The organism is Arthrobacter sp. Soil782 (genome assembly GCF_001428435.1).
GTDB classification, from domain to species: Bacteria; Actinomycetota; Actinomycetes; order Actinomycetales; family Micrococcaceae; genus Arthrobacter_D; species Arthrobacter_D parietis.
Genome location: NZ_LMSO01000009.1, coordinates 194,281 through 219,339 on the forward strand (window position 1 = coordinate 194,281; position 25,059 = coordinate 219,339).

Genomic DNA, 25,059 nt, shown 5'->3' on the forward strand with positions numbered 1-25,059 from the left:
AGTCTATAGGTAGGCGTGCCGTCTTCCCCATGGGGACGAGTACCCATGGGGAAGGTCACCTATCGCAGGTCACCGGGTATCAGCACTGTGGCAGCCTGCTCTGGGCGGGTCCGCCGACCGTCACGTGACCGGCGTCGATGTAGCGGCCGATGTTGCGCGGTCCTCCTACGATCCGGTACCACTGACCGGCCCGGCCGTAGCCATCCGTGTGGTGGATCCAGCAACCGACGGTGAACTGGTGCTCGGCGTAGAACCACGGAGGATTATTTCCGCCCACGCCTTCACAGGTGAACTCCTCGGGATCGTAGGTGGCCCGGTTCGCGGGGTCAGTGCAGCTGCGCTGCATATGTCCCAGGAGCCGTGTGTCGAGCTGGCTCGGTTGTTCCTTGCCCGCGCGGGCTGTAGCGTTCGCGATTCCCCCTGCTTCGCCGCGGGAGTTCAGCGAGCGAACCCGAATCTCGTGTTGTTGTTCGAAGTTGCCGCTGACCCGCCTCGAACCGGAATTGGCAACATTCTGCCAACCACCGCCGTCGATGCTGATCTGAATCTGCTTGACGTCATGAGCTCCGGTGTTGGGCGGTGCCCAGTTGAAGGTCACGCTGTTTTCGTTCTGTGTACCGTTCTGTCCGCTCGCCGAAGGCTTCCCGGGGTTGCCGTAGGGGCTCACCTGGTTGGAGGTGGCGGGTGAACTCGAGTAGCTGGCGCCGTCGCTGTTGACGATGGCAGTGACCGTAGCGCTCACTGCGGATCCGTTGGCGAGCCCCCCAATCTCCTGGCCGGGCCTGACCGTCATCTGACGACCATCGCTGAACGCCGCCTGGTAACTGACTTCGGACGCTCGTGCGCCGTTGCGCTGCTCCGCGTTGAGTTCGCTGAAGCTGATTTGGACGTGGCGGCCCTCGGCGCCGGTACGAGTCTCCTTCAGGCTCACGTTACTCGGCGCTGCAGGAGAACCTACCGCGCGGCGCGGTGCGGATTGTGCACCGTATTCGGTCCAGCCTGCCTTGTTGTAGGCCCGGACCGCGTAGCTGTAGTCCGCCTCGGCGTTGGGCACCACGATGGTCTGCTCAGAGGCCTGCACCTCGGGCAGGGTACGCACCAGGGCGCCACCGCGGAACTCCTGCACCTGGTACTTCGTCACCGCGTCGCCATTGGGGGTCACGTCTGCCCAGTCGACCACCAGCTGACTCTCCGTGCCCACCGAATCGGCGCGCGTCGTCGTCGGCGCAGCAGGGATTCCCGGCAGCCCGGCCGGAATCTCCGCCGCGGAGTAATCGCTCCACTCCGACGGTTCCGGCGCGGCGTTGCGTGCCTGCACCCGGACTTTATAGGCGGTGCCGTTCTCCAGGCCTTCCCAGGTCAGCGGACTGCCGGTGGCACTACGCTGCACTGCACCGTTCGGCGGCGCAGGCGAAATCTGCAGGTCATAGCCTTCGATCGGTGAGCCCTCATTGGCCGGCGGTGTCCAGTTGACCGTCAGCGATCCGTCACCAAACACCAGCGCCGGCGGGGCGGGCTGAGCCGGCTGCGTATCCGGACGCGCCACCGCTGACTCCGGCGACGGATCGGAGGTACCGATGTCGTTGGTGGCGGTGACCGTGAACACGTACTCCACATTGTTGGTGAGCCCGGTCAGCGTGCACGTCGTCGCCGGGCACTCCTGGGTAAACCCATTGTTGCTGATGACCGTGTAACCGGTGATCGCTGCGCCGTTGTCAGCCGGCGGATCCCAGGACAGGACCACCGACTTGCTCCGGGTGCTCTCCACCACAGGCGTTGACGGCACCCCCGGCTTACCCTTCACCGTCAGCACAATTTGCCCCGTCGCCAGGCGCGACTGGTCAGCTGTCTTATCCTCTACCGTGTATTGCACGGTCATGTTGCCCACGAAGGACTCACCCGGTGTCACGAGGACGGAGTCACCCTGCTGGGACACGCTGCCGTTCCCGTCAGCCACGACATCGACAATCCGCAGCGGTTCCTCCGGGAACGGATTCACATCGTTGGCCAGCACATCCACCGGGACGGGCTCACCCTGCACGGCGTCAGGCACCTCATCGTCAACAGCAACCGGCAACGGGCGGTTCGACGCCAACACCGCCAACGCAACTGAACTCGCTGCGATCTCCTCACCGTCCGATGCCGAAACTCCCACAACGCCAGTGAGCCCGGCCTCAGAATCCTCACCCGGTGCAACGCTCAGCACCGAGCCGTCGAGGGACACTTCGAAACCGGCGGGTTGCTCGCCGGTGAGCGAGAACTCCAGGGTGTCCTCAGGATTCGGATCGGAGGCAAGGCCGGCCAGGTCCAGGGAGACCGCGGGCTCAGCAACTGCGACTTCCAACGAGCCCGAGTCCAGGGTCGGCGGGAAGTTGGGGCTCTCGGCAGCGGGAATGACGTTGGTGAGGACGGTCAGGGTTGAGCTCAAACCCTCCGGGTCATCGGGGCCGGAGCCATCAGTGACTTCGAAGGTGATGGAACCCTTGCCCACATAACCGGCGTCCGCGGCGTAGCGAAGGTTGTTCTGATCAACCACCCAGTCATTGGTGTTGCTGGTCCCGATTGCGGAAACCTTCTCTGTCACCGTCAGCCGCGGCGTCCTGCCTTCCCGGACTTCAACCAACTCACGCAAGTCCAAGGCGAGTTCCTCCCCTGCCTCCACATCGATCGGGGCGTCACTGATCAGCGTCGGATACTGCTCGCTCAAGCCAGGCACCCAGATCACGGCCGTGGCAACACCGCCGTCGATGTCCTCCACCGTGTACGGGATAATCTGGGCCTGCTCGGTGAGCTCAACGCGGACTGCGTTCTCCACTCCCACTGAGGCGGTGACGGTTGTCGGATCAACCTGAACAACGAGATCCTCGGCCACACCATCAGGGTCCTCATCGTTTTTCAGGACCGGCACGTCCACAGCAGTCTGGCCTCGGGTCTCTTCCGACTCCACCCGATCATCGCGGGCGATCGGCAACAAGAGTGGTGCGTTTTGATCGACGGTGACACTGATATTGCCTTCGGCAACGCCACCCCGGCTGTCCTGGATGCCGTAGCGGACGCTGAAGTCTCCTTCTGCCTGAGGTGCACTGAACAGCACGCGGCCCTCGATCACCTCGGGAGCCATTTCCTCGGGGGTGCCCGCCAGAGCTTCGGGATCAAGCGCGATGGGGTCGCCGTCCGGGTCCGAGTCGTTTCGCAGCGCATCGACGGCGATGGCACGCCCGGGCCGGAGGATGACGCCGTCGTTGACCGGGGCTATTCCCACCTGAATGGTGCCGGTGTTCTCCAGCCCGAGCCGGTCGCGGACCGTGTAGGTGAAGGTGTCCGTTCCCGCTCCGGTGGCCGACGCGGTGAAGTCGATGTAGTTCGGACCTGGCACCGCCGCGCCCATCGTCGGCGCAACGTCAATATCAGCGAGGAAGGACGAGTCGCCGTCGGCGTCGATGCCATCGAGTGGAACAGGGATGCGCACGGTCGATCCGGCGATGACGCGCGCGTCGAGGTTCTTCGGCACGGGGGGCGTATTTCGTTCATCGAGCGGCCGGATATTGATCCGCACCTCCGCGGAGTCAGTCTGCCCGGTGCTGTCCAGCACCTCGTAGATCGCGTAGACAGTCTTCGCCGTCGTTCCAGCGACGAACCGCAACGAGTTCTCCGAGGCGAAGATCCGGCCGTCGGCAAGGTCGATCCCCTGCGCCAGGACAGGGCTCAGCGTGAGTTCGTCGCCGTTGGGATGCGTGTCATTGTCGAGCACCGGGATATTGACAACATCACCGGCACGCACAGTCACCTCGTCGGAGTTCGCCTGCGGCGGCAGCAGCGTCTCCGGGCCTTCCACGGGCAGCACGCTGACTTCACCGGTTGCCGAGGCCGTGCCGTTGGACATCGTGTAGGTGATGGCGGTCTGCTCGCTCAGGTTCCGCACGTCATGGATGCGCAACACATTGTGATTCAGGATTGCAACGTCCACCGGCGAATCTGCCGGCACTTCGACGGACTGCACCACCAGCACGCCGCCGCCCGGGTCGCTGTCATTGCCGAGTACATCGACCAGCACATCGCCGTTGCGCGGCAGCAACGCCACATCGCGGACGGCGATCGGCGCGCCCTCCGCACCGTCGGCTTTAGCATCAACCCGAATCAGGCCGCTGGCGCTCTGCGGACCGTTGGTCACCAGGTACTCGACATAGAAAGTGCCCGCCGCACTCGGAGTGAAGGCGATGGTGCCGGTGTGCCGGTGAGCTCCGCCTTCGCCAGACTCAACTGGCCACCGGCCGGATCGAGATCATTCTGCAGTGGGCTCAGTTGGGATTCCTGCCCGACGACGGCAGTGAAGTGATCAAAATTGACCACCGGCGCCAACGTCCCCGACGCACGCACATCAAAACTCACGACGCCGGACACCTCTTCACGGCCGTCCGAGACGACAATCTTCACTTCCTTCACGCCCTGGCCCTTGCCGACATCGCGGAAGGTCAGCAGCCCGTCCGTGCGAGTGCGGACCTGATCCCCGTCCGGCGTGGGCTCGGCACTCACCAGGAACAGGTCATCCCCGTCCGGATCCATCCAGCTGGAGAGGATATTCTGGCTGACCGATTTGCCCTCCTCCACAAGGATCTTCGTTGGACGCAGAGGATTCGGCGGCTCATTCGTGTCAGTCCCGCGAACATCAAGAGTGACCTGTGCGGAATCGCTGCCTCCACGTCCATCGGACACCTCATAGGTGAAGGTGGAGTTGCCGGGCAGGGCGTCCGGCGGCACCACGATCTGCAGACCTGCACCGTTATAGATGGGCTGCACACTACCGGCGGCGGGCGATTCCCCCGTCAGGGTACTCGTCAGGAGATCGCCGTCCGGGTCCGTGTCATTGGCAACGACGTTCAGGATAGTGGTGCGGCCCGCTCTTGCGCCGTACGTGTCGTCTTCGGCTACCGGAGGACGGTTCTCACCCGTACGGTCCGGGAGCGTGTTGACCGGGTTCTCACTCGCCGATTCCTGGTCCTCATCATCAGACTCATCCTTCGGCGGGATGATGTCACCCCAGTTATCCACCAACTGCATGTTCTGCAGCACCAGCCAGACATCACCGGCGTTGACGTCGTTGAGGACCACCACACTGCGATTGACCCGGAACACCAGTTCCGATTCCGCACCGAGTTCGGGGATGTCCTGCCGCTGATCACTGGCGTCATCCGCGCAGTCGCGGAGATAGACGGCAGCCCCGGCCCAGGCAGCGTGGACACAACCGTCCAGCTGCACCGGCGCAGCAGGAACACCAGTGGAATCCAGCGGCGTCACGATCGGATCCCCGCCACTCAGCGGCTGCTTGATCAGCGACGTCGGAGTGGCCACCACCGCGAAACTTCCCGCCGGCCCGCTCTGCTGCAGACGCCCGCCCACAGCATCCGGAAGGATCACAGCCTCTCCATCAGAAAGGATCAACCGTCAAAGACCACCGCCTGATCTCCCACAGCGGCGACCTGCGCGTCACCGAAGGTCCCCAGCGCTTCCGCCTCAACCACCGTCGGCTCCTCGAACGTGCCGTCGGAGGCAACAACATAGGTAGACACCGTCGCAGCGGACGGGTCTGCAACCAGAACACGGTTGTTCGAAGAAACCGCCGCAACCACACCCGACGAACCGGTCACCACCGGCTCCGTTTCCTGGTCACTGAACGCCGCCAGGTTCTGCACTGTGGTAATCCACACCGCACCACCGGCACGGTCCGTCACCGCCGCCGTCGTACCCCCCATGGCCATGGCCACCGCTGCTGACCCGGGAAGCTGCACTTCAGTGCCGCGGACCACGTTGGCCACGTCCACCGGACTGATCTTCGACTGGTCAGAGTTGATATTGAAGACCGTGGCCCGATCCTGAATGATGTCGAAGCTGTCACTGTTCGCTGCGTACCCGCCGTCCAGGAGCCGCGACTGGTAATTAAGGTGACCCACCATGCCGGTGTTCCGGTTGGTCACCCACACACCGCCGTCGTTCAGGTCAACTTCGGCCGTAGCAAAACCCGGATAGAGCAGGGCACCACTGAGCACACCCATGCTGACGGCAGAGGCAGTGGATACCGATAATGCTCGCTTGTGTTTAGTGCCGAAACGACGCAGGCGGTCGAATACACGTTTCATGAAAAGTTACAGTCCCCCGAAAAAGGGCGCCTCGACCATAAACGGCGCCTCGGCAAGTCTATAGGCAAGCGTGCCGCCTTCCCATAGGCACCGGTACCCATGGAAGGCGGCACACAATCACCAGTTGGCGGGCGTCAGCAGCCACCGTCCCTCTTCGTCAGCACCGCGGCATTCCGGCCGGCGGGTTGGCACCCTGGGTTGTGGTGTTGCCGCGAACGTGGAGACCGTCGTTATTGGCATAGGTATTCGGGCCTGAGAACTGCCGGTACCAGGCTCCAGAGGACCTTGGAATGTAGCACTTCGAGACGATGGTCTGCCCATCACCGAGCCAGTGGTCTCCCCGGCAGTCTGATCCGGTCCAGTTCGTGCCATTGACCGGGTCCATGCAGGTCCGGTGCCCGGCATCCAAGCCAGGACCGCCTGCGGTGATACGCCATTCTGTCGGCTTGGGAGGCGGCGGCGCATTTCCTGCATTGCCGGATACAATCGTCGACTCCGAACACTGGCCGGTCGAGTCGCAGGCCTTGAACTCGACTGTCTCCTGGTCTCCGTAGTCACCGACTTTGTAGGACACGTTTCCGGACGTACCCCGGGACACCCAGTTGGTTGCGGGGTTCAGCTTGCGGTGCTGGACTTCCACCACGGGACGACCATTGTCACGCCGCGCAGACCAGTTGAAGTGGACTTCCAGGTCACCCTGGGCGCTCTTACCGGAGCTCGCACGCGGAGCAAGCGGCTTCCCGTAAGGAACGACCGTATTGGAGCGCGCGCTGTTGGCGCTGCTGTAGCTCGATCCGTCCGTCGTAGCGACAGCCCGAACCACCGCCCACACGTTGGATCCGTTCGGGAAACCTCCCACGTTCTGCCCATTACGCACGCCGTTGACAACTTTGCCGTTGCTGAATTCGGCGACATAGCTGACTTCGGAGGCCCGTGCGCCATTCCGCTGGGATGCCGCGAGTTCCTGGAAGCTGATCGTGACGGTTTCGCCCGCTCCCCCGGTATTCGTTTCCACCAGGGAGGGAGCCTGCGGCGCCTCCGGGCTTCCTACCGCCCGGCGCGGTGCGGATTGTGCACCGTATTCGGTCCAGCCTGCCTTGTTGTAGGCCCGGACCGCGTAGCTGTAGTCCGCCTCGGCGTTAGGCACCACGATGGTCTGCTCAGACGTCTGCACCTCGGGCAGGGTGCGCACAAGGGCGCCGCCGCGGAACTCCTGCACCTGGTACTTCGTCACCGCGTCGCCATTAGGCGACACGTCCGCCCAGTCGACCACCAGCTGACTCTCCGTGCCCACGGAGTCGGCGCGCGTCGTCGTCGGCGCCGCAGGGGTGCCCGGCAGGCCGGCCGGGGTCTCGGCCGCGGAATAGTCGCTCCACTCCGATGGTTCCGGCGCGGCGTTGCGTGCCTGCACCCGCACCTTGTACGCCGTCCCGTTCTCCAGCCCCTCCCACGTCAGCGGGCTGCCTGTCGCGCTACGCTGCACGGCACCGCTCGGTGGGGCAGGCGAGATCTGCAGGTCATAACCTTCGATCGGTGAGCCCTCGTTCGCCGGCGGGGTCCAGGTGACCGTCAGCGATCCGTCACCGAACACCAGCGTCGGAGGGGCGGGTTGGGCGGGCTGCGTATCCGGACGCGCCACGGCCGATTCCGGCGACGGGTCGGACGTACCGATGTCGTTGGTGGCCGTCACGGTGAACACGTATTCGACGTTGTTGGTGAGTCCGGTCAGCGTGCACGTGGTCGCCGGGCATTCCTGGGTGAACCCGTTGTTGCTGGTGACCGTGTAGCCGGTAATCGGTGAGCCGTTGTCGGCCGGCGGATCCCAGGAAAGGACCACCGACTTGTTCCGGGTGCTCTCGACCACCGGCGTGGACGGAGTGCCCGGCTTGCCCTTGACCGTGAGCAGTATCTGAGCGGTGGCAACGCGTGACAGTTCCCCGGTCTTGTCCTCGATCGTGTACTGCACGGTCATGTTGCCCACGAAGGACTCACCCGGTGTCACGAGGACAGAGTCTCCCTGCTGGGACACGCTTCCGTTGCCGTCCGCGATGACATCGACGATTCGCAACGGCTCCTCCGGGAACGGGTTGACGTCGTTGCTGAGCACGTCCACGGTCACCGGCTCGCCCTGAACGGCGTCAGGCACTTCGTCGTCAGTAGCAACAGGCAACGGCCTGCTGGACGCGAGCACCGTCAGCGCGACTGAACTCGTGGCCGTCTCCTCGCCGTCCGTTACTGAGATACCTACGGTTCCCGTGGTACCGACCTCCGCGCCGTCCTGGGCTGCGGCGGTCAGCACCGAACCGTCGAAGGAGATGTCGAAACCGGCGGGTTGCTCGCCTGTGAGCGAGAACTCAAGGGTGTCCTCAGGATTCTGGTCTGCAGCAAGACCTGCGAGATCGAGCGTCACCGCCGGCTCGGCGATGGCAACCTCAAGGGATCCGGAATCCAGGGTCGGCGGGAAGTTGGGGCTCTCCTCAGCGGCGATCACATTGGTGAGGACGGTGAGGGTTGAGCTCAAGCCCTCCGGGTCATCGGGGCCGGTGCCGTCGGTCACCTCAAAGGTGATGGAGCCCTTGCCTGCGTAATCCGTGTCCGCGGCGTAGCGGAGGTTGTTCGGGTCAACCACCCAGTCATTGGCGTTGCTGGTGCCGATCGCGGAGACCTTCTCTGTGACGGTCAGGCGCGGGGTGCGGCCCTCCCGGACTTCAACCAGTTCGCGCAGATCAAGGGCGAGTTCCTCCCCCGCCTGCACGTCAACGGGGGCGTCGCTGATCAGCGTCGGATACTGTTCGCTCAACCCGGGTACCCAGATGACGGCGGTCGCGACACCACCGTCGATGTCCTCAACGGTGTAGGGAATGGACTGCGGCTCCGGTGTCAGTTCGACGCGGACAACGTTCTCCGCGCCTACGGCCGCTGTGGCATCGGCGGCGTCAACGCTGACTTCCAGGTCCTCGGCGACGCCGTCCGGATCCTCATCGTTTTTCAGGACCGGTACGTCCACGGCCGTCTGCCCGCGGGTCTCGGTCACCTCGACCCTGTCATCACGCGCGATAGGCAGCAGCAGCGGAGCGTTCTGGTTGACCGTCACGTTGATGGTGCCGTTGCCGGCGGCTCCGCGATCGTCAGCCACTGAATAGCGGACGCTGAAGTCTCCCTCGGCCTGGGGCGCGCGGAACAGCACGCGGCCTTCAACAATCTCCGGCGCCATCTCCTCGGGAGTGGCAGTGACCGCTTTGGGATCAAGCGCGATGGGGTCGCCGTCCGGGTCCGAGTCGTTTCGCAGCGCATCGACGGCGATGGCACGCCCGGGCCGGAGGATGACGCCGTCGTTGACTTCTGGTTCGCTTGTGCGGCCGGGGCTATTCCCACCTGGATGGTGCCGGTGTTTTCCAGACCAAGCCGGTCACGCACGGTATAGGTGAAGGCGTCGGTCCCCGCGCCGGTGGCCGAGGCTGTGAAGTCGATGTAGTTCGGACCCGGTACGGCTGCGCCCATCGTCGGTGCCGCGTCGATACCGGTGAGGAAGGCGGAGTCGCCGTCCGCGTCGATGCCATCGAGTGGGACAGGGATGCGCACGGTCGATCCGGCGATGACGCGCGCGTCGAGGTTCTTCGGTACCGGAGGCGTATTCCGTTCATCGAGCGGCCGGATGTTGATCCGGACCTCCGCCGAGTCCGTCTGCCCGGTGCTGTCCAGCACCTCGTAGATGGCGTACACCGTTTTGGCTGTGGGTCCGGCCACGAAACGCAGCGAATTTTCCGAGGCGAAGATCCGGCCGTCGGCAAGGTCGATTCCCTGTGCGAGCACAGGATTAAGTGTCAGTTCGTCGCCGTTGGGGTGGGTGTCGTTGTCGAGCACCGGGATGTTCACGACGTCCCCGGCACGTACGGTGACCTCGTCGGAGTTGGCCTGCGGAGGCAAGGGCGTCTCCGGGCCCTCAACCGAGAGCACGCTTACTTCCCCGGTTGCCGAGGCCGTACCGTTTGAGATCGTGTAGGTAATGGTGGTCTGCTCGCTGAGGTTGCGCACATCGTGGATGCGCAGCACGTTGTGGTCGAGTACCGCGACCTCCAGCGGTGAACCGGCCGGTACATCCACTGCCTGCACCACCAGCACGCCGCCCGAAGGGTCGCTGTCATTTCCCAGAACGTCAACCAGCACGTCACCGTTGCGCGGCAGCAGGGCGACGTCGCGGACGGCAATCGGCGCGCCCTCCGCACCGTCGGCTTTCGCGTCAATCCGAATCAGGCCGCTGGCGCTCTGCGGACCGTTGGTCACCAGGTACTCGACATAGAAAGTGCCCGCCGCACTCGGAGTGAAGGCGATGGTGCCGGTGTGCATTTCCGCCGGTGAGCTCAGCCTTTGCCAGACTCAGCTGACCACCGGCCGGATCCAGATCGTTCTGTAATGGGCTGAGTTGGGATTCCTGCCCGACGACGGCAGTGAAGTGGTCAAAATTGACCACCGGCGCCAGCGTCCCTGCTGCGCGGACATCGAAACTGATGACGCCGGACACCTCTTCACGGCCGTCCGAGACGACAATGTTCACTTCCTTCACGCCCTGGCCCTTGCCAACGTCGCGGAAGGTCAGCAGTCCGTCCGAGCGGGTACGCACCTGGTCACCGTCCGGCGTGGGCTCGGCACTCACCAGGAACAGGTCATCCCCGTCCGGGTCCATCCAGCTGGATAGGATGTTCTGGCTGACCGATTTGCCCTCCTCCACAAGAATTTTCGTGGAGCGCAGAGCGTTGGGCGGCTCATTGGAATCTGCGCCGCGAACATCAAGGCTGACCTGTGCGGAATCGCTGCCTCCGCGTCCATCGGACACCTCATAGGTGAAGGTGGAGTTGCCGGGCGGGGCATCCGGCGGCACCACGATCTGCAGTCCTGCACCGTTATAGATGGGCTGCACGCTACCGGCGGCGGGCGATTCCCCCGTCAGGGTGCTCGTCAGGAGATCGCCGTCCGGGTCCGTGTCATTGGCAACGACGTTCAGAATGGTGGTGCGGCCCGCACGAGCACCGTAGGAATCATCTTCGGCCACCGGCGGGCGGTTTTCACCCGTGCGGTCCGGCAGTGTATTGACCGGGTTCTCACTCGCGGACTCCTGGTCCTCATCATCAGACTCATCCTTCGGCGGGATGATGTCACCCCAGTTATCCACCAACTGCATGTTCTGCAGCACCAGCCAGACGTCACCCGCGTTGACGTCGTTGAGGACCACAACGCTGCGATTGACCCGGAATACCAGTTCGGACTCCGCTCCGAGTTCGGGGATGTCCTGCCGCTGATCACTGGCGTCATCCGCGCAGTCGCGGAGATAAACGGCAGCTCCTGCCCAGGCAGCGTGGACACATCCGTCCAGTTGCACCGGCGCAGCGGGAATACCGGTGGAATCCAGCGGCGTCACGATCGGATCCCCGCCACTCAGCGGCTGCTTGATCAACGACGTCGGTGTGGCCACCACCGCGAAACTTCCCGCCGGCCCGCTCTGCTGCAGACGCCCGCCCACAGCATCCGGAAGGATCACAGCCTCTCCATCAGAAAGGATCAACTGCCCCGACTCGCCGTCAAAGACCACCGCCTGATCTCCCACAGCGGCGACCTGCGCGTCACCGAAGGTCCCCAGCGCTTCCGCCTCAACCACCGTCGGCTCCTCGAACGNCCCCCGCCACTCAGCGGCTGCTTGATCAACGACGTCGGTGTGGCCACCACCGCGAAACTTCCCGCCGGCCCGCTCTGCTGCAGACGCCCGCCCACAGCATCCGGAAGGATCACAGCCTCTCCATCAGAAAGGATCAACTGCCCCGACTCGCCGTCAAAGACCACTGGCTGGTCTCCGACCGCAGCGATCTGCGCGTCACCGAAGGATCCCAGCGCCTCCGCCTCAACCACCGTCGGCTCCTCGTAGGTGCCGTCGGGAGTCACCACATAGGTAGAGACCGTCGCAGCGCTCGGATCCGCCACCAGCACACGGTTATTCGAAGATACGGCCGCAACCACACCCGAGGAACCGGTCACCACCGGCTCGGTTTCCTGGTCACTGAACGCCGCCAGGTTCTGCACTGTGGTAATCCACACCGCACCACCGGCACGGTCCGTCACCGCCGCCGTCGTACCCCCCATGGCCACCGCTGCTGACCCGGGAAGCTGAACTTCCGTACCTCGGACCACGTTGGCCACGTCAACGGGGCTGATCTTCGACTGATCGGAGTTGATGTTGAAGACCGTGGCCTGGTCCTGGATGATGTCGAAGCTGTCACTGTTCGCTGCGTACCCGCCGTCCAGCAACCGCGACTGGTAGTTAAGGTGACCCACCATGCCGGTGTTCCGGTTGGTCACCCACACACCGCCGTCGTTCAGGTCAACCTCGGCAGTAGCAAAACCGGGATAGAGCAGGGCGCCACTAATCACCCCCATGCTGACGGCAGAGGCAGTGGATACCGATAATGCTCGCTTGTGTTTGGTGCTGAATCGTCGAAGGCGGTTCAGTAGCTTCACAATGTTCCCCGGGTGAGACGCTGGACGGCCGCTTCCTCGCTCAATAGGAGGCGGCCGGAATACTTGACCGGTTAAAGTGTTGCATGACTTCGCAAACCGGCCGACCGGCACTCGTGGGTACTTGTGCCCATCGGCGAGGCGTTGTCAGTCGTGAATGGAATCGTCAGTCGAGAACCAGGCCGGTGCCGGTGCCGCGCGCGAGCGTAACGGGGTGAACTTCCCCGAAACCGCGTACGGTCCGCGCTTTGTGGGGCATCAGCACAAAGCGTTCGTTCTCGCGCAGGGTTGCGGCGGTGGAGGCGTCGATCAACACCGTGCCGGGCTCCGCCAGCGAAGTCAGGCGGGCCGCCAGGTTCACCGTGGGCCCGTAGATGTCGCCCAGCCTGGACAGGATCCGGCCCCACACCATGGAGACGCGCGCCGAGGGAAGCAGGTCATCCTCGGTGAACGCCTTGGCGAGCGCCAGCGAAATTTCAGCGCCGGCCTCGGGCGTCTCGGCAATGTAGAGCACTTCATCGCCGATGGTCTTCACCAGGCGCCCGCCGCCGACAGAGATGATCTCCGCGCTTCGGTTTTCGAACCGCTGCACCAGTTGTGCGAGGGTGCGTTCATTCATCTGCCGGGACAGGCTCGTGTAGGAGACCAGGTCCGCGAACCCGACGGCGCGGGCCAGCGGCAGCGGTGCGTCGTCCTCGGCTCCTTCAGGCCCTCCCGCGCTAGAGGCGAGCCCCGACTCGGAGCGGACGGCGAGCCGTTGGACCGCTGCGTTCATCTGGCGGCGCCATGCGTAGACCAGCGTCTTTTCGAGCGGCTCAAGCAGGTGCGGAAGCTCGGCAACGAGGTTCCGGCGGGCAGCGGAGTCGGAGATTCCACGCTGAACCACCATCTCCTCGACAAGCGCCTCGATCTGCCACACCACCATGCGATCCGTCATCTGCCCGATGGCACGGGTGATGGAAATTGCCGCCGATTCCGTCAGCTGCTCCTTGCGCACCAGTTCGATGATGGTGGTCAGGGCTTCCATGTCCTTTTCGGTGAACGCGACGTCGTCGTCCCCGATGTTAGGAAAGCCCATTGCGCGCCAGAGCTTCCGCGCGGACAGCAGGGACACCCCGGCGCCTGTTGCCACATCCCTGCGGCGCAGTGTTCGTTCAGCGCCGAGCAGTTCAACCTCGAGGCGCCGGATGGCGTCGCGGTCCAGCTTCTCCGGCGGCGGAGGCAGATCTGCCCGATTGAACGCCGGCATGGAAAGCGTCAGTGGGTTGTCGGGGTCATCGGCAAAGGAGCCGGTGCCGCCGGCTTCAGTTCCATCCGTGCCGCTGTTGGCGCTCATCACCGCTCCTGTTCCATGCTTCGTCTTCTACCCCGTCCACCGGCTCAGCTTCCATATCTACACCATCGAACATAGCGGTCAGCGGTAGGTCGCTGATCGCAGCCACCATGTACTCCTTGAACGTATGCACCTGCGGAACCTCGCGGAAGGAGAGGATCCGGTCTCGGCCCAGATCAACAAAAAACGTGCCTCCACCGGTTAGCCGCTCCACGAGGGTCTGCTCGATGATGATCTGGAAGATTCCCGTCAGCCGAACCTCCCGCTCACTGCGCCTGGCGATACCAGCCCGCCGGATCAGGCGCCGGCTGGTCAGGATATACCGGGTGCCGGCCCAGCGCAGCAGCGGCCGGAGGAAGACGCGGACCAGGAAAAGCAGCATAAGGATCAGGAATACGGTGACAATCGCCGGGCCCCATTGCTCCCACCCGAGCGGTAGCTGTGACCGGCTGAACCAGCCAAGCCCATAGCCGGCACCGGCCAGAATCAGCAACGCTACGCAGAACGGAGCCAGGAGCCGTCGCGGATGCGGCCGGGTACGCACCACCACGTGCTCCCCCGGCTCGAGTCTTATCCGCATGATCGTGCATCCGGTGCGTGCCGCATTGGTCGAGCTCCTTACAGCGTCAGCGGCCGCAGGTGCACGACATCGCCCGCCGAGACCGTATGCCTCTCGCCATCCTCATCACGCACCACCAGTGCACCGTGGGAATCGAGGTTCATGGCGCGCCCGGTGATGACGGTTCCGTTGGGCAGGTCCGCCTGGACATCCTGGTCGAGAGTCACCATTCGTTCACTGACCCGCGCGAGCAGCGAGGCGCCGCTCTTCCAGGGGCGGGTTGCATCGCCGTCGACCGCGGTAAATTCACCGTAGTGCGCCGACAGGCGGCGCAGGTAGGCCTTCAGGAGGATGTTCCGGTCCGTTGTGGCGGCGTATTCAAGCAGCAGGCTGGTGGCGGTGGGAACCGGCAGCTCCTGGTCAGTGAGGCTGACGTTCACACCCGCACCGACGACGACGGCGGGCGGCTCGGCGTTGGCGCCCGGCACGAGCTGGGCGAGGACACCGGCCAGCTTGCGACCGTCAACGTGGACGTCATTGGGCCACTTGAGTTGGGGAGAGATCTCCGTGCGTTCCTCGATGCTTTCCGACAGTGCGAGCGCCGCCAGCAGCGACATCCACGCGTAACTCTGCGTTGGCAGGGGCCTGCCCTCCGGGTTCCGGGGACGCAGCAGAACGCTGACGAACAGCGAGGAGCGCTCCGGCGCCGTCCAGATCCTGTCCAGCCGGCCGCGGCCGGCCGTCTGCTCCTCGGTGGTGAGCACGCTGAGATCCGGCCAGTTCCCGGGATCCTCGACGCAGTGCTCCGCAAGGTCGGTGTTGGTTGAGCCGGTTGCCTCCACCAGGTCCAGCCTGCCGTAGGGGCCGTGCGGGTGGCACAGCGCCTCGCGCAGGCCGTTCTCGTCCAGGCCCGGACGTTCAAGGTTGGAGTAGCGGGATGTCATGCTCCCAGCCTACTGGGCGAGGTCCCGAGCCGAGCGCCGGCGGCCGCACCGCATGCACGGCGATAGCGTTTGCGCCATCCGGCAGCGTTCCTGCCATTGGATAGCGGTATACCTCTATCCAATGGCAAGAATGCTATCCGGGAGCCGGCGGGTCAGAGCGCAGCCAACGGGTCATGCGGAGCCAACGGGTCATGCGGAGCCAACGGGTCAGAGGAAGATGTCAGGCACCAGTCGATCCTCGGCAGCGCCGAGGCTGTAGCGGCTGAAGTCGATGACGCCTTCCGAGCGCAGAACCTCCTCGTCGGTGAAGAAGTTCCCGGTGCACTCGCGCGCCGGCCGGACCAGCACGGCATGCGCGGCGTCAGCCACGATGTCCGGTGTCCGGGCCGCCTTGACCAGCTCGCTGCCGCCGGGCATGTTGCGGATCGCCGCGGTATCGATCAACGTGCGCGGCCACAGCGAATTGACGCCGATTCCCTCGCCGCGAAGCTCCTCGGCTAGCCCGAGCGTTGTCAGGCTCATGCCGTACTTGGCCATGGTGTAGGCAAGGTGCTTCCCTGCCCAGACCGGATCCAGGTTCAGCGGCGGAGAGAGCGTCAGGATGTGGGCGTTCGCTGACTGGGTCAGCGCCGGCAGTGCGAATTTGCTCAGCATGAATGTGCCGCGCACGTTGATGTCCGCCATCAGGTCGTAGCGCTTCATGGACACGTCGGGGGTTTTCGAGAGGTCGATCGCCGACGCATTGTTGATGACGACGTCGATACCCCCGAATTCGGCGACCGTCGCCTCCACTGCCGAGGCGACGTCGTCATCGTTTCTTACATCCCCCACGAGGGCCAGTGCTCCGCCGCCGGCCGCGCGGATCTCTTCCGCGGCGGTATGGACGGTGCCTTCGAGGCTGGGGTGCGGCTCGCCCGTTTTGGCGAGGATGGCGACGTTGGCGCCGTCGCGCGCCGCACGGAGAGCGATCGCCAGGCCGATGCCCCTGCTGCCGCCGGACATGAGGATGGTGCGCCCTGACAGGGTGCCGGAATCAGGAGCGCCGTTGCGAGTCATAGGGGACACCATAGCGCCGGAACAGGGTTGAAAACCTAATTGTTACTCGCGGGTAACTTCCGCGGCCAGGCTAACTCTTTCGGAGAGTTGTTGTAGATGTCCTACAGCCAACCCCACCCATCTGCTCACTAGACTGGGCTGGAAGCCCGGATCTTTGGAGGAAACCTACTTAAGGCGACCTTCGCGGACCGGCTGCCGCCAGCCACCCAGGACATCAATCGGAAGAGACTCGATGCATCCCGAAACGCTTCCCCTAGATCAGGACACCAGCACCGCAGCGGACGGCGCCGCCGCCGGCCCCGATCTGCAGACCACCGCAGGGAAGCTCGCCGACTTCCGCGAGCGCCAGGAACGCGCCCTGGCCCCTTCCGGCCCGGAGGCGATCGAGAAGCAGCATGCCCGGGGCAAGGGCACGGCACGCGAGCGCATCGACCTGCTCGTGGACCCGGGTTCCTTCGTGGAGTTCGATGCCCTCGCCGTCCACCGGTCCACGGCTTTCGGGATGGAAAAGAAAAAGCCCGTCGGCGACGGCGTGGTATCCGGCTACGCCACCGTGGACGGCCGGCAGATCGCGATCTACAGCCAGGACTTCACGGTCTACGGCGGATCACTCAGCCAGGTCAACGGCGAGAAAATCGTCAAGGTTCAGGAATTCGCGCTCCGTAACGGCTGCCCGCTGGTGGGGATCAACGACGGCGGCGGCGCACGCATCCAGGAGGGCGTCGCATCGCTCGCGATGTTCGCTGACATCTTCCGCAACAACGTGCATGCCTCCGGCGTGGTCCCGCAGATTTCGCTCATCATGGGCCCGTGTGCCGGCGGCGCGGCGTACTCCCCCGCGCTGACCGACTTCGTAGTCATGGTGGACAAGAGCTCGCACATGTTCATCACCGGCCCGGACGTCATCAAGACCGTCACCGGCGAGGACGTGGACATGGAAACCCTGGGAGGCGCACGCCAGCACAACTCCACCACGGGAACCTCCGCCTACCTGGCCACCGATGAGCAGGACGCCATCGACTTTGTCCGGGAGCTGCTCGACTTCCTGCCCTCCAACAACCTCGCCGAAGCACCGCTGACCGAGTTCACCGAGGACCTCGAAATCAATGAGGCTGACACTCAGCTGGACACGCTCATCCCCGACTCCGCCAACCAGCCGTACGACATGCACACCGTGATCTCAACGATCGTGGATGACGGCCATTTCCTGGAGATGCAGTCTCTCTATGCGCCGAACGTGGTGATCGGCTACGCCCGCGTGGAGGGCCACACCATCGGAATTGTCGCCAACCAGCCGATGCAGTTCGCGGGCACCCTGGACATCGCTGCCTCTGAGAAGGCCGCACGGTTTGTCCGACACTGCGACGCGTTCAACATCCCCATCCTCACCCTGGTGGACGTCCCGGGCTTCCTGCCGGGCAAGGACCAGGAATTCAACGGGATCATCCGGCGCGGCGCCAAGCTCCTGTACGCCTACGCGGAGGCCACGGTTCCGAAGCTGACCGTCATCACGCGCAAGGCCTACGGCGGCGCCTACATTGTCATGGGCTCCAAGAAGCTTGGCGCGGACCTCAACCTCGCCTGGCCCACAGCGCAGATCGGTGTCATGGGGGCACAGGGCGCGGTGAACATCCTGTACCGCAGCCACCTGAAATCAGTATCCGACGCCGGCGGCAACGTTGAAGCCGCCCGCACCGAGGTGATCAATCAGTATGAAGAGGAACTGCTGAATCCGTACCAGGCCGCGCAGTTAGGCTACGTGGACGCGGTGATTGCGCCGTCGGACACCCGAATCCAGGTTGTGCGCGGCCTGCGCGCGCTGCGCGACAAGCGCGCGTCGCTCCCCGCCAAGAAGCACGGGAACATCCCGCTGTGAGCGCGGACCTCCTGCCCACAGAAGAAGCCGCGCCGCTGTTTCAGGTGGTGGCAGGGAACCCTACGCCGGAGGAGCTGGCGGCTCTCGCCGTCGTCGTGCTGGGACTGCAGGCGATCGACGACGGCGCGCGCACACACGCGCCGCACCGCACCTGGATCCGGCGTGACCAGTTACGCCTTGGCCCGCGGCCGGGGCCGGGGTCCTGGCGGCGCAGCGCGCTGCGGTAACGTACCGGCCGCAACACACGAGGTCCTTCCACTTTCGGCGGCAACCACCCTAGGGTGGGGGTACCAGACCCAGCACGGCAGGTGCGGAATTGTCTTTAGCGGGAGGAAACTGATGGACCCCAGGGAAGACGAGTGGCGAGGACAGCCCGGCACGCTCCATATGTCCGAAGATCTTTCGGACACCAGGTGCTGGGCGCTGCTGAGCACGCACCAGACGGGCCGGATCGGCTTCCTGCGGGACGGCGCCGTGCAGATTTACCCGGTCAACTACCTGGTGCACGACGGCGCAATTTACTTCCGCACCCGGGATGACGGGGACATCGGCAGTCTGCTCCCCCTCAACGGTTGCGCTTTCCAGGTGGACGAGGTCCGTTCCGAAGCAATGGCCGGCTGGTCCGTGCTGGTTAATGGAACCGCCGACGCCGTCCGCGACGACGCGCTGCTGACCGAACTCTGGGGACGCTCCGCGGAGGAACCATGGGCGGGCGGATCACGGACAACGTTCGTCGGAATTCAGCCCACACAGATCAGCGGCCGCAGTGTCCAGGCAGTCTGAGGCGGAGGAGCCCGTGCAGAAATCGTCACTGACCGCCCTGATGCGGCATCAGCTCGAGCTCGCCCGCAACGCTTCGAGCGGGCGCAGTGCCCGGACAGTATTCGGCGGGCACGAGCAGACCCTGCGCCAGACCATGATCGCCCTCGCTGCGGGCTCGCACCTGGCTGAACATGAGAATCCCGGTGAGGCCACGGTTCAGGTGCTCCAAGGCCGGGTAACCCTCCGTGCAGGGGATGTGTCCTGGGAAGGGTCTCCCGGGGACCTGCTGATTGTCCCGCAGGCCCGGCACTCGCTGGAGGCGATCGAAGAGTCGGTTGTTCTCCTGACGGTAGCGAAGCTGTCCTGACTCAGGTCTGGCCCGGGGCCATCACTGTGCCCAGGAACAGCGGCATGCCGGTGTCCTCGTGGAGGATCTGGTAGAGGAAGGGCCGGTCGAAGACGAGTTCAATGTCGGGCGGAGGTGGTGCGCTTCCTGCCATGGCCATCTGGGTGACGGCCGCGGCGATCGTGCCTTTCTCGGCAACTGTGATGGTGGCCGACTGCGCTGCTCCCGCGATGAAGAGCGCACCGGAGCCGATACCGCTGAAATCCGGAGCAGGTCCCAATGTCTCCTTCAGCCCCATGGTGGTGAGGACCTCCAACAGATCCACGTCGTAGGTGTGCTCCCAGGAGGGCAGGGTCAGCGCCACCATGGCTTCCGGCGCCGCATCGAGGGCGGCGTTGATTTCTTCAAGGGTGCCCGCATCAGGGATGGGGGCGGAGCCGTGCGCGGGGAGGATCAGCCGCATCACGAACCCGTTGTTATAGGGCAGGTCAACACCCTGCCAACCGTCTGCCTCTGCGTAGGCAAGCGGCAGGAGTGAATGCATCAGCGGCGTCTCGACCTCCCCGTCAGACGTGGTGAAGGGACCCGGCGACGTGTTTCCGGGATCGAAGGGGTCCTCCCAGGCAGCGGCGAAATAGACGGTGTTGATGATGTTCAGCACCGTGTCGGGTGTCGGATGCAGCGGCGCCTGCTTGATCCGTCCGCCGGTGTGGTGCGCAACCCAGGCGTTGAGGTCCGCTTGCGCGCCGCCGCCGCGGTAGTCCACGGGATAGACGCCCGCGCCGTAATGTTCAGCCAGCGGTTCCAGAAATGCCTCCCTGAGCGCGAAATCCTCCGCAACGAAGATGCCGTCCGCCAGGTGCAGCAGGGGCTCTTCCGGCGGTTCCTCCTCATCCACCGACCCTGGGGCGCCGTCGTGCGCCGCCCAATCGGTGAGCAGCGCGTTCATCGCCTCGTCCCGGTGATCCGCCGGGAAGCCGAGAACGGCGTCCAGCTCTTCCGCCGTCGTCGTTCTGGCTCCGATCCTCAGCATGGCCAGCGCCGCGAGCGCGCTGACAGGGCTGGTGACCTGGTTGCCCTCGGGATCTGCGGCAAGCATTGCTGCGCCGATCCGGTAGGAGGAGTCGCGGAGGGCGGAAACGGCGTCGGGATGGTCTGTGAGCAGCACGGCTTCCCGCTCCACATCGGCGATCCGCTGTTCAGGCAGCGCCGGTGATCCGCAACCGGTCAGCACCAGTACTTCGGCGGCCAGAATGGTGGAGAGAAGGCGTTTCGGAATGGTTCCCATGGCTGTCTCCCTTGAGTGAACCGCCGGAATTCAAACGTAGGGCACCACCGGGGCCGGCCTCCAGTAGGGCCGGAACACAATCCGGTCACGATCCAGCTGAACCATGGACAGCTCTGTGGCCGGGTGCAACAGCGTGCCGATAGGCTCTACGGGTGATCAACGAGACTTCCACCGCAAACCTGACCGCTGAGGCACCCACCCGCGCCCAGACGGCCATCGACGCCGTTGCCGAGGCCTATACGGAGATGCTGCTGCAACTCGATCCCGGGTTTGCCACCCAGCTCGGCTTACCGGGACACGAGACCGAATACCGCGACTACTCCCCGGCCGGGCTGGAGGCGTTTGCCGAAGCCACGAGGGAAACCCTCGGCCGCCTTGATGACCTCGAACCGACTGACGATGTCGACGCCGTCACCCTCGACGCAATGCATGAGCGCCTCGGGCTGGAACTGGAGATCCACGAGACCGGCCTGAACCTGGCGGACCTGAACAACCTCGCCTGCCCCGCGCAGGAAATCCGCATGATCTTTGACCTCATGCCCACCGACACCGCTGAGCAGTGGCATCACATTGCGGGCCGGCTCTGCAACGTGCCGGACGCCATCGGCGGGTACATCACTTCCCTCCGCGAGGGCAAAAACCGCGGCATCCTGCCCGCAGCGCGCCAGATCCGCATCGTCATGGAACAGACCAACGCCTATGCTGCCGACGGCGGCTACTTCGATGAGTACGTCAGCGGCGCAACCATCGAGAACGACGGCGGCCTTCCGGACTCCGTGCTGACGGAACTCGCCGCCGGCTGCGAAGCCGCACGCAACGCCTACCGCCACCTCAGCACTTTCCTTGAGGAGGAGCTGCTGCCTGAGGCTCCCGAGAAGGATGCGGTGGGCCGTGAGCGCTACTCGCTGATGTCACGCCAGTTCCTGGGTGCGGCGGTAGACCTTGAGGAGACCTACCAGTGGGGCGTCGAGGAACTGGACCGGCTGATTGCCGAGCAGGAGTCAGTCGCCAACGAGATCAAGGAAGGCGCATCCATCGAGGAGGCCATGCGCATCCTCGATGAATCGCCCGAGCGCCAGTTGCAGGGCACCGAGGCGCTGCAGGCCTGGATGCAGGGACTGTCCGACCGCGCTGTCCGGGAGCTTGCCGGTGTGCACTTCGACATCCCGGACATCATGCGCACCATCGAATGCATGATCGCTCCCACCAAAGAAGGCGGAATCTACTACACGGGTCCCAGCGACGACTTCGCCCGCCCGGGCCGCATGTGGTGGTCGGTTCCGGAAGGTGAGGACACCTTCACCACGTGGAAGGAAACCACCACGGTTTACCACGAGGGCGTTCCGGGACACCACCTGCAGATCGCCACGGCAACCTTCCAACGCGGGCTCCTGAACTCCTGGCGCCGCAACGCCGTCTGGGTTTCCGGGCACGGCGAGGGCTGGGCGCTGTATGCGGAGCGGCTCATGGAAGACCTCGGCTACCTGAATGATCCGGGAGACCGCCTTGGGATGCTGGATGCCCAGCGGATGCGCGCGGCCCGCGTGGTCTTCGACATCGGCGTCCACCTCGAGCTCGAAATTCCGGAACGCTGGGGCTCCGGTACCTGGACCCCGGACAAGGGGTACGAGTTCCTGAAGAAGAACATCGCCATCAGTGAGGGCCAGTTGAATTTCGAGTTCAACCGCTACCTCGGCTGGCCGGGACAGGCGCCCTCCTACAAGATCGGCCAGCGCCTGTGGGAGCAGATCCGCGACGAGGTGAAGCAGCGTGAAGGCGAGTCCTTCAACCTGCGGGACTTCCACACCCGCGCGCTCAACCTCGGCTCGGTCGGTCTCGACACGCTCCGCCGGGCGCTGCTCAGCTAGTCCCCCGCTGGTCCCCCGGCGTTGAGTTGGCAGGACACACCCCGTATGGAGTCTCATAGGGGGTGTGTCCTGCCAACTCATTTAGTTCAGGATGAAACATTTCGCAATAAGCAATTTGTTTGTTAGAGGAACGAACCTACTGTTCTCGGGTGACTTCAGAAACTTCCGCTCCGGCGTCCCGCAGGCTGCCCCGCTGGGCTACCTCCTTCGGACCGCAAATCATCGCTGCCCTCATCGTTGGCCTGGCGCTCGGCCTGGTGGCCAAGTACTCCGGCCACACTGACGAGACGCCGACGGCCCTCGGCACAACCCTCGCGACCATCGGCTCAAGCTACGTCGCGCTTCTGAAGGCCGCCGTCGTACCACTGATCTTCACCGCAGTGGTGAGCTCGATCGCGAACCTCCGTGCAGTCCACAACGCCGCGCGCCTGGCTGGACAGACCCTGCTCTGGTTCGCCATCACTGCGCTCATCTCTGTGGTGATCGGCATCGGCCTCGGAACAATCTTCCAACCCGGTGCAAACACCAACGCTGCGCCTCCGAGCGAGTACACCGGCCGAACCGGAGACTGGTGGGCGTTCCTGACCGGACTCATTCCCGCTAACTTCCTTGGCCTGCAGGCTTCGTCGAGCGTGGACGACGCCGGCGCCATCAGCACTGGCCTCAGCTTCAACGTGCTACAGGTCCTGGTGGTCGCCGTCGCCATCGGCATTGCCGCCCTGAAGGTGGGCAAGCCGGCCGAACCGTTCCTCGCCCTCAATGCCTCCGCTCTCGCCGTCATCCAGAAGGTGCTGTGGTGGATCATCCGGATCGCACCGATCGGCACCATCGGCCTGATCGGCAAGGCCGTTGCTGTCTACGGCTGGGACACCATCGGTTCACTCGGCAAGTTCACGCTCGCCATCTACGTTGGTCTTGCGCTGGTGCTGTTCGCCGTCTATCCCGTACTGATCCGCGTCAACGGTCTATCCGTGAAGCAGTACTTCTCCGGCGCATGGCCCGCCATCCAGCTGGCTTTCGTCTCCCGCTCGTCCATCGGCACCCTTCCGCTGACCCAGCGGGTGACCGAGCGCAACCTCGGCGTGCCGCGCAGCTACGCATCCTTCGCCGTGCCGCTCGGCGCTACCACCAAGATGGACGGCTGCGCCGCCATCTACCCCGCCATCGCAGCGATCTTCGTGGCCCAGTTCTTCGGCATCCAGCTGGACTTCGGGCAGTACGTACTGATCGCACTGGTCTCCGTGCTGGGATCGGCTGCGACCGCGGGCACCACTGGCGCCGTCGTCATGCTTACCCTGACGCTGTCCACGCTGGGACTGCCGCTCGCCGGCGTCGGACTGCTGCTTGCCGTTGACCCCATCCTGGACATGGGCCGAACCGCGGTGAATGTTGCCGGCCAGGCGCTCGTCCCGACGATCGTCGCGAAGCGGGAAAACCTCCTCGACACGGCGCTCTATAACGCCAGGCGCACTGGGGATCCGTTCGTGGATGACACCCCGAGCTCTGACGCAGCGCCTGAGCTCGCGGGGGCCAAGGCCTAACCACTGTCGTTGAGTTGGCAGGACACACCCTCATGAACCTTCGTAAGGGGTGTGTCCTGCCAACTCACGGGTGTTTGTAGAAGCTCCGGGAACACTAGGCTGGTTCGCATGACCTTTCGGCTGATCCTCGCTTCCGCATCCCCCGCACGCACCAAACTCCTCACCGAGGCGGGCATCGCACATACGGTCACGGTGTCCGACGTTGACGAGGACGCCGTCACCGCCGCACATGGCTCGCCGAGTCCGTACGACACCGCCCAGCTGCTGGCACGCGCCAAGGCCGAGGCCGTTGCAGCGCTTCCCGAAGCGCGCGGCGCCCTGGTGATCGGCTGCGATTCGGTGTTCGAGTTCGAGGGCGAGGCGCACGGCAAACCGTATGAAGCGCACGTTGCCAGGGAGCGCATCAAGCGCATGTCCGGCTCCTCCGGAACACTCCACACCGGCCACTGGCTCGTGGACACCCGGGAAATGAACGACGGCGGATCAGGCGCCGCGGCGGGCGCAGTCGCCTCCGCTGAGGTTCACTTCATGCCGTTGGATGACGCCGAGATCGAGGCTTACATCGCAACCGGTGAGCCGCTGAACTGTGCCGGTTCCTTCACGATCGACGGACGCGGCGGGGCCTTCATCCGCAAGGTCGACGGTGACCCACATGCCGTCGTCGGGCTCAGTGTCTCCACGCTGCGCGAGCTGCTCCGCGCTGCAGAAGTGAGCATCACCGAGGTGTGGCAGTAGCACCGCTTTGTAGCTTCCCTACAAATAATGCTCGCCCAACACGGGGAATCGGCATGGTTTATGGGCAGTAGCAACAAAACCGCGCTAGGCTCCCAACAGACCAAAGGAGCCCC

At 64.6% G+C, this 25,059-nt stretch carries 17 protein-coding genes and 1 pseudogene; 7 read left to right on the forward strand and 11 right to left on the reverse strand.

The window, feature by feature from the left end:
• Nucleotides 1-79: 79 nt before the first annotated feature.
• The 10 genes and pseudogenes from ASH00_RS11630 to ASH00_RS11680 form a co-directional block, all read right to left on the reverse strand.
• Nucleotides 80-4,171, reverse strand: a complete 4,092-nt coding sequence (locus tag ASH00_RS11630) for an Ig-like domain-containing protein (RefSeq protein WP_056548652.1) — start codon at nucleotides 4,169-4,171, stop codon at nucleotides 80-82.
• Nucleotides 4,168-5,415 (reverse strand): Ig-like domain-containing protein, encoded by a 1,248-nt coding sequence (locus ASH00_RS11635; RefSeq protein WP_056548654.1) that lies wholly within the window; start codon nucleotides 5,413-5,415, stop codon nucleotides 4,168-4,170. The genes ASH00_RS11630 and ASH00_RS11635 overlap by 4 nt, the downstream gene beginning before the upstream one ends.
• A 20-nt stretch (nucleotides 5,416-5,435) precedes the next feature.
• Entirely contained in the window at nucleotides 5,436-6,134 is a 699-nt protein-coding gene (locus tag ASH00_RS11640; protein ID WP_157359099.1) for a hypothetical protein, read from the reverse strand.
• Between the two features lie 157 nt (nucleotides 6,135-6,291).
• Nucleotides 6,292-9,459 carry a fibronectin type III domain-containing protein gene (locus tag ASH00_RS11645; protein WP_442854358.1) on the reverse strand — a complete coding sequence of 1,056 codons (3,168 nt, stop codon included), beginning with the start codon at nucleotides 9,457-9,459 and terminating at the stop codon, nucleotides 6,292-6,294.
• Nucleotides 9,460-9,566: 107 nt separating this feature from the next.
• Nucleotides 9,567-10,481, reverse strand: a pseudogene (locus ASH00_RS17015) (Ig-like domain-containing protein); the annotation flags it as partial.
• Nucleotides 10,375-11,313 (reverse strand): Ig-like domain-containing protein, encoded by a 939-nt coding sequence (locus tag ASH00_RS17240; RefSeq protein ID WP_442854359.1) that lies wholly within the window; start codon nucleotides 11,311-11,313, stop codon nucleotides 10,375-10,377. The gene ASH00_RS17240 and the pseudogene ASH00_RS17015, both read right to left, overlap by 107 nt.
• Before the next feature lie 1,491 nt (nucleotides 11,314-12,804).
• Complete coding sequence (locus ASH00_RS11665; RefSeq protein ID WP_235563308.1) at nucleotides 12,805-13,887, reverse strand: adenylate/guanylate cyclase domain-containing protein; 1,083 nt, start codon at nucleotides 13,885-13,887, stop codon at nucleotides 12,805-12,807.
• A gap of 55 nt (nucleotides 13,888-13,942) precedes the next feature.
• Entirely contained in the window at nucleotides 13,943-14,551 is a 609-nt protein-coding gene (locus tag ASH00_RS11670) for a PH domain-containing protein (RefSeq protein ID WP_056548667.1), read from the reverse strand.
• Between the two features lie 38 nt (nucleotides 14,552-14,589).
• Nucleotides 14,590-15,474 carry a biotin--[acetyl-CoA-carboxylase] ligase gene (locus ASH00_RS11675; protein ID WP_056548669.1) on the reverse strand — a complete coding sequence of 295 codons (885 nt, stop codon included), beginning with the start codon at nucleotides 15,472-15,474 and terminating at the stop codon, nucleotides 14,590-14,592.
• A 207-nt stretch (nucleotides 15,475-15,681) separates the two neighbouring features.
• A complete protein-coding gene (locus ASH00_RS11680; protein WP_235563275.1) occupies nucleotides 15,682-16,530 on the reverse strand; it encodes an SDR family oxidoreductase in 849 nt (282 codons plus the stop codon).
• A 232-nt stretch (nucleotides 16,531-16,762) separates the two neighbouring features.
• Here ASH00_RS11680 and ASH00_RS11685 point away from each other — a divergent pair, with 232 nt between their 5' ends.
• The 4 genes from ASH00_RS11685 to ASH00_RS11700 all read left to right on the forward strand — a co-directional run bounded on the left by ASH00_RS11685 (nucleotide 16,763) and on the right by ASH00_RS11700 (nucleotide 19,535).
• Complete coding sequence (locus tag ASH00_RS11685; protein WP_235563276.1) at nucleotides 16,763-18,406, forward strand: acyl-CoA carboxylase subunit beta; 1,644 nt, start codon at nucleotides 16,763-16,765, stop codon at nucleotides 18,404-18,406.
• Nucleotides 18,403-18,633, forward strand: coding sequence for an acyl-CoA carboxylase subunit epsilon (locus tag ASH00_RS11690; protein ID WP_056548671.1), 231 nt, complete (start codon nucleotides 18,403-18,405; stop codon nucleotides 18,631-18,633). Before ASH00_RS11685 ends, ASH00_RS11690 begins: the two co-directional genes overlap by 4 nt.
• Nucleotides 18,634-18,745: 112 nt before the next feature.
• On the forward strand, nucleotides 18,746-19,189 hold the full coding sequence (locus tag ASH00_RS11695; protein ID WP_056548672.1) for a pyridoxamine 5'-phosphate oxidase family protein: 444 nt from the start codon (nucleotides 18,746-18,748) through the stop codon (nucleotides 19,187-19,189).
• Between the two features lie 13 nt (nucleotides 19,190-19,202).
• A complete protein-coding gene (locus ASH00_RS11700; RefSeq protein ID WP_056548673.1) occupies nucleotides 19,203-19,535 on the forward strand; it encodes a cupin domain-containing protein in 333 nt (110 codons plus the stop codon).
• A 1-nt stretch (nucleotide 19,536) separates the two neighbouring features.
• On the opposite strand, the gene ASH00_RS11705 is transcribed toward ASH00_RS11700, so the two are convergent.
• A complete protein-coding gene (locus ASH00_RS11705; RefSeq protein ID WP_056548674.1) occupies nucleotides 19,537-20,802 on the reverse strand; it encodes a serpin family protein in 1,266 nt (421 codons plus the stop codon).
• 245 nt (nucleotides 20,803-21,047) lie between these two features.
• Here ASH00_RS11705 and ASH00_RS11710 point away from each other — a divergent pair, with 245 nt between their 5' ends.
• The 3 genes from ASH00_RS11710 to ASH00_RS11720 all read left to right on the forward strand — a co-directional run bounded on the left by ASH00_RS11710 (nucleotide 21,048) and on the right by ASH00_RS11720 (nucleotide 24,946).
• Nucleotides 21,048-22,670, forward strand: a complete 1,623-nt coding sequence (locus ASH00_RS11710; protein WP_157359130.1) for a DUF885 domain-containing protein — start codon at nucleotides 21,048-21,050, stop codon at nucleotides 22,668-22,670.
• 149 nt (nucleotides 22,671-22,819) lie between these two features.
• Nucleotides 22,820-24,211, forward strand: a complete 1,392-nt coding sequence (locus ASH00_RS11715) for a dicarboxylate/amino acid:cation symporter (protein WP_056548675.1) — start codon at nucleotides 22,820-22,822, stop codon at nucleotides 24,209-24,211.
• A gap of 108 nt (nucleotides 24,212-24,319) precedes the next feature.
• Nucleotides 24,320-24,946, forward strand: a complete 627-nt coding sequence (locus tag ASH00_RS11720) for a Maf family protein (RefSeq protein ID WP_056548676.1) — start codon at nucleotides 24,320-24,322, stop codon at nucleotides 24,944-24,946.
• The last annotated feature ends 113 nt before the right edge of the window (nucleotides 24,947-25,059 follow it).

Excerpts from the sequence above, each read along its gene's own strand:
- ASH00_RS11640 (WP_157359099.1), bottom strand. The coding sequence starts at position 6,134 with ATGAAACGTGTATTCGACCGCCTGCGTCGTTTCGGCACTAAACACAAG.
- ASH00_RS17240 (WP_442854359.1), bottom strand. The coding sequence starts at position 11,313 with ATGCAGTTGGTGGATAACTGGGGTGACATCATCCCGCCGAAGGATGAG.
- ASH00_RS11665 (WP_235563308.1), bottom strand. The coding sequence starts at position 13,887 with ATGCCGGCGTTCAATCGGGCAGATCTGCCTCCGCCGCCGGAGAAGCTG.
- ASH00_RS11670 (WP_056548667.1), bottom strand. The coding sequence starts at position 14,551 with ATGCGGATAAGACTCGAGCCGGGGGAGCACGTGGTGGTGCGTACCCGG.
- ASH00_RS11675 (WP_056548669.1), bottom strand. The coding sequence starts at position 15,474 with ATGACATCCCGCTACTCCAACCTTGAACGTCCGGGCCTGGACGAGAAC.
- ASH00_RS11680 (WP_235563275.1), bottom strand. The coding sequence starts at position 16,530 with ATGACTCGCAACGGCGCTCCTGATTCCGGCACCCTGTCAGGGCGCACC.
- ASH00_RS11685 (WP_235563276.1), top strand. The coding sequence starts at position 16,763 with ATGCATCCCGAAACGCTTCCCCTAGATCAGGACACCAGCACCGCAGCG.
- ASH00_RS11695 (WP_056548672.1), top strand. The coding sequence starts at position 18,746 with ATGGACCCCAGGGAAGACGAGTGGCGAGGACAGCCCGGCACGCTCCAT.
- ASH00_RS11705 (WP_056548674.1), bottom strand. The coding sequence starts at position 20,802 with ATGGGAACCATTCCGAAACGCCTTCTCTCCACCATTCTGGCCGCCGAA.
- ASH00_RS11710 (WP_157359130.1), top strand. The coding sequence starts at position 21,048 with ATGCTGCTGCAACTCGATCCCGGGTTTGCCACCCAGCTCGGCTTACCG.
- ASH00_RS11720 (WP_056548676.1), top strand. The coding sequence starts at position 24,320 with ATGACCTTTCGGCTGATCCTCGCTTCCGCATCCCCCGCACGCACCAAA.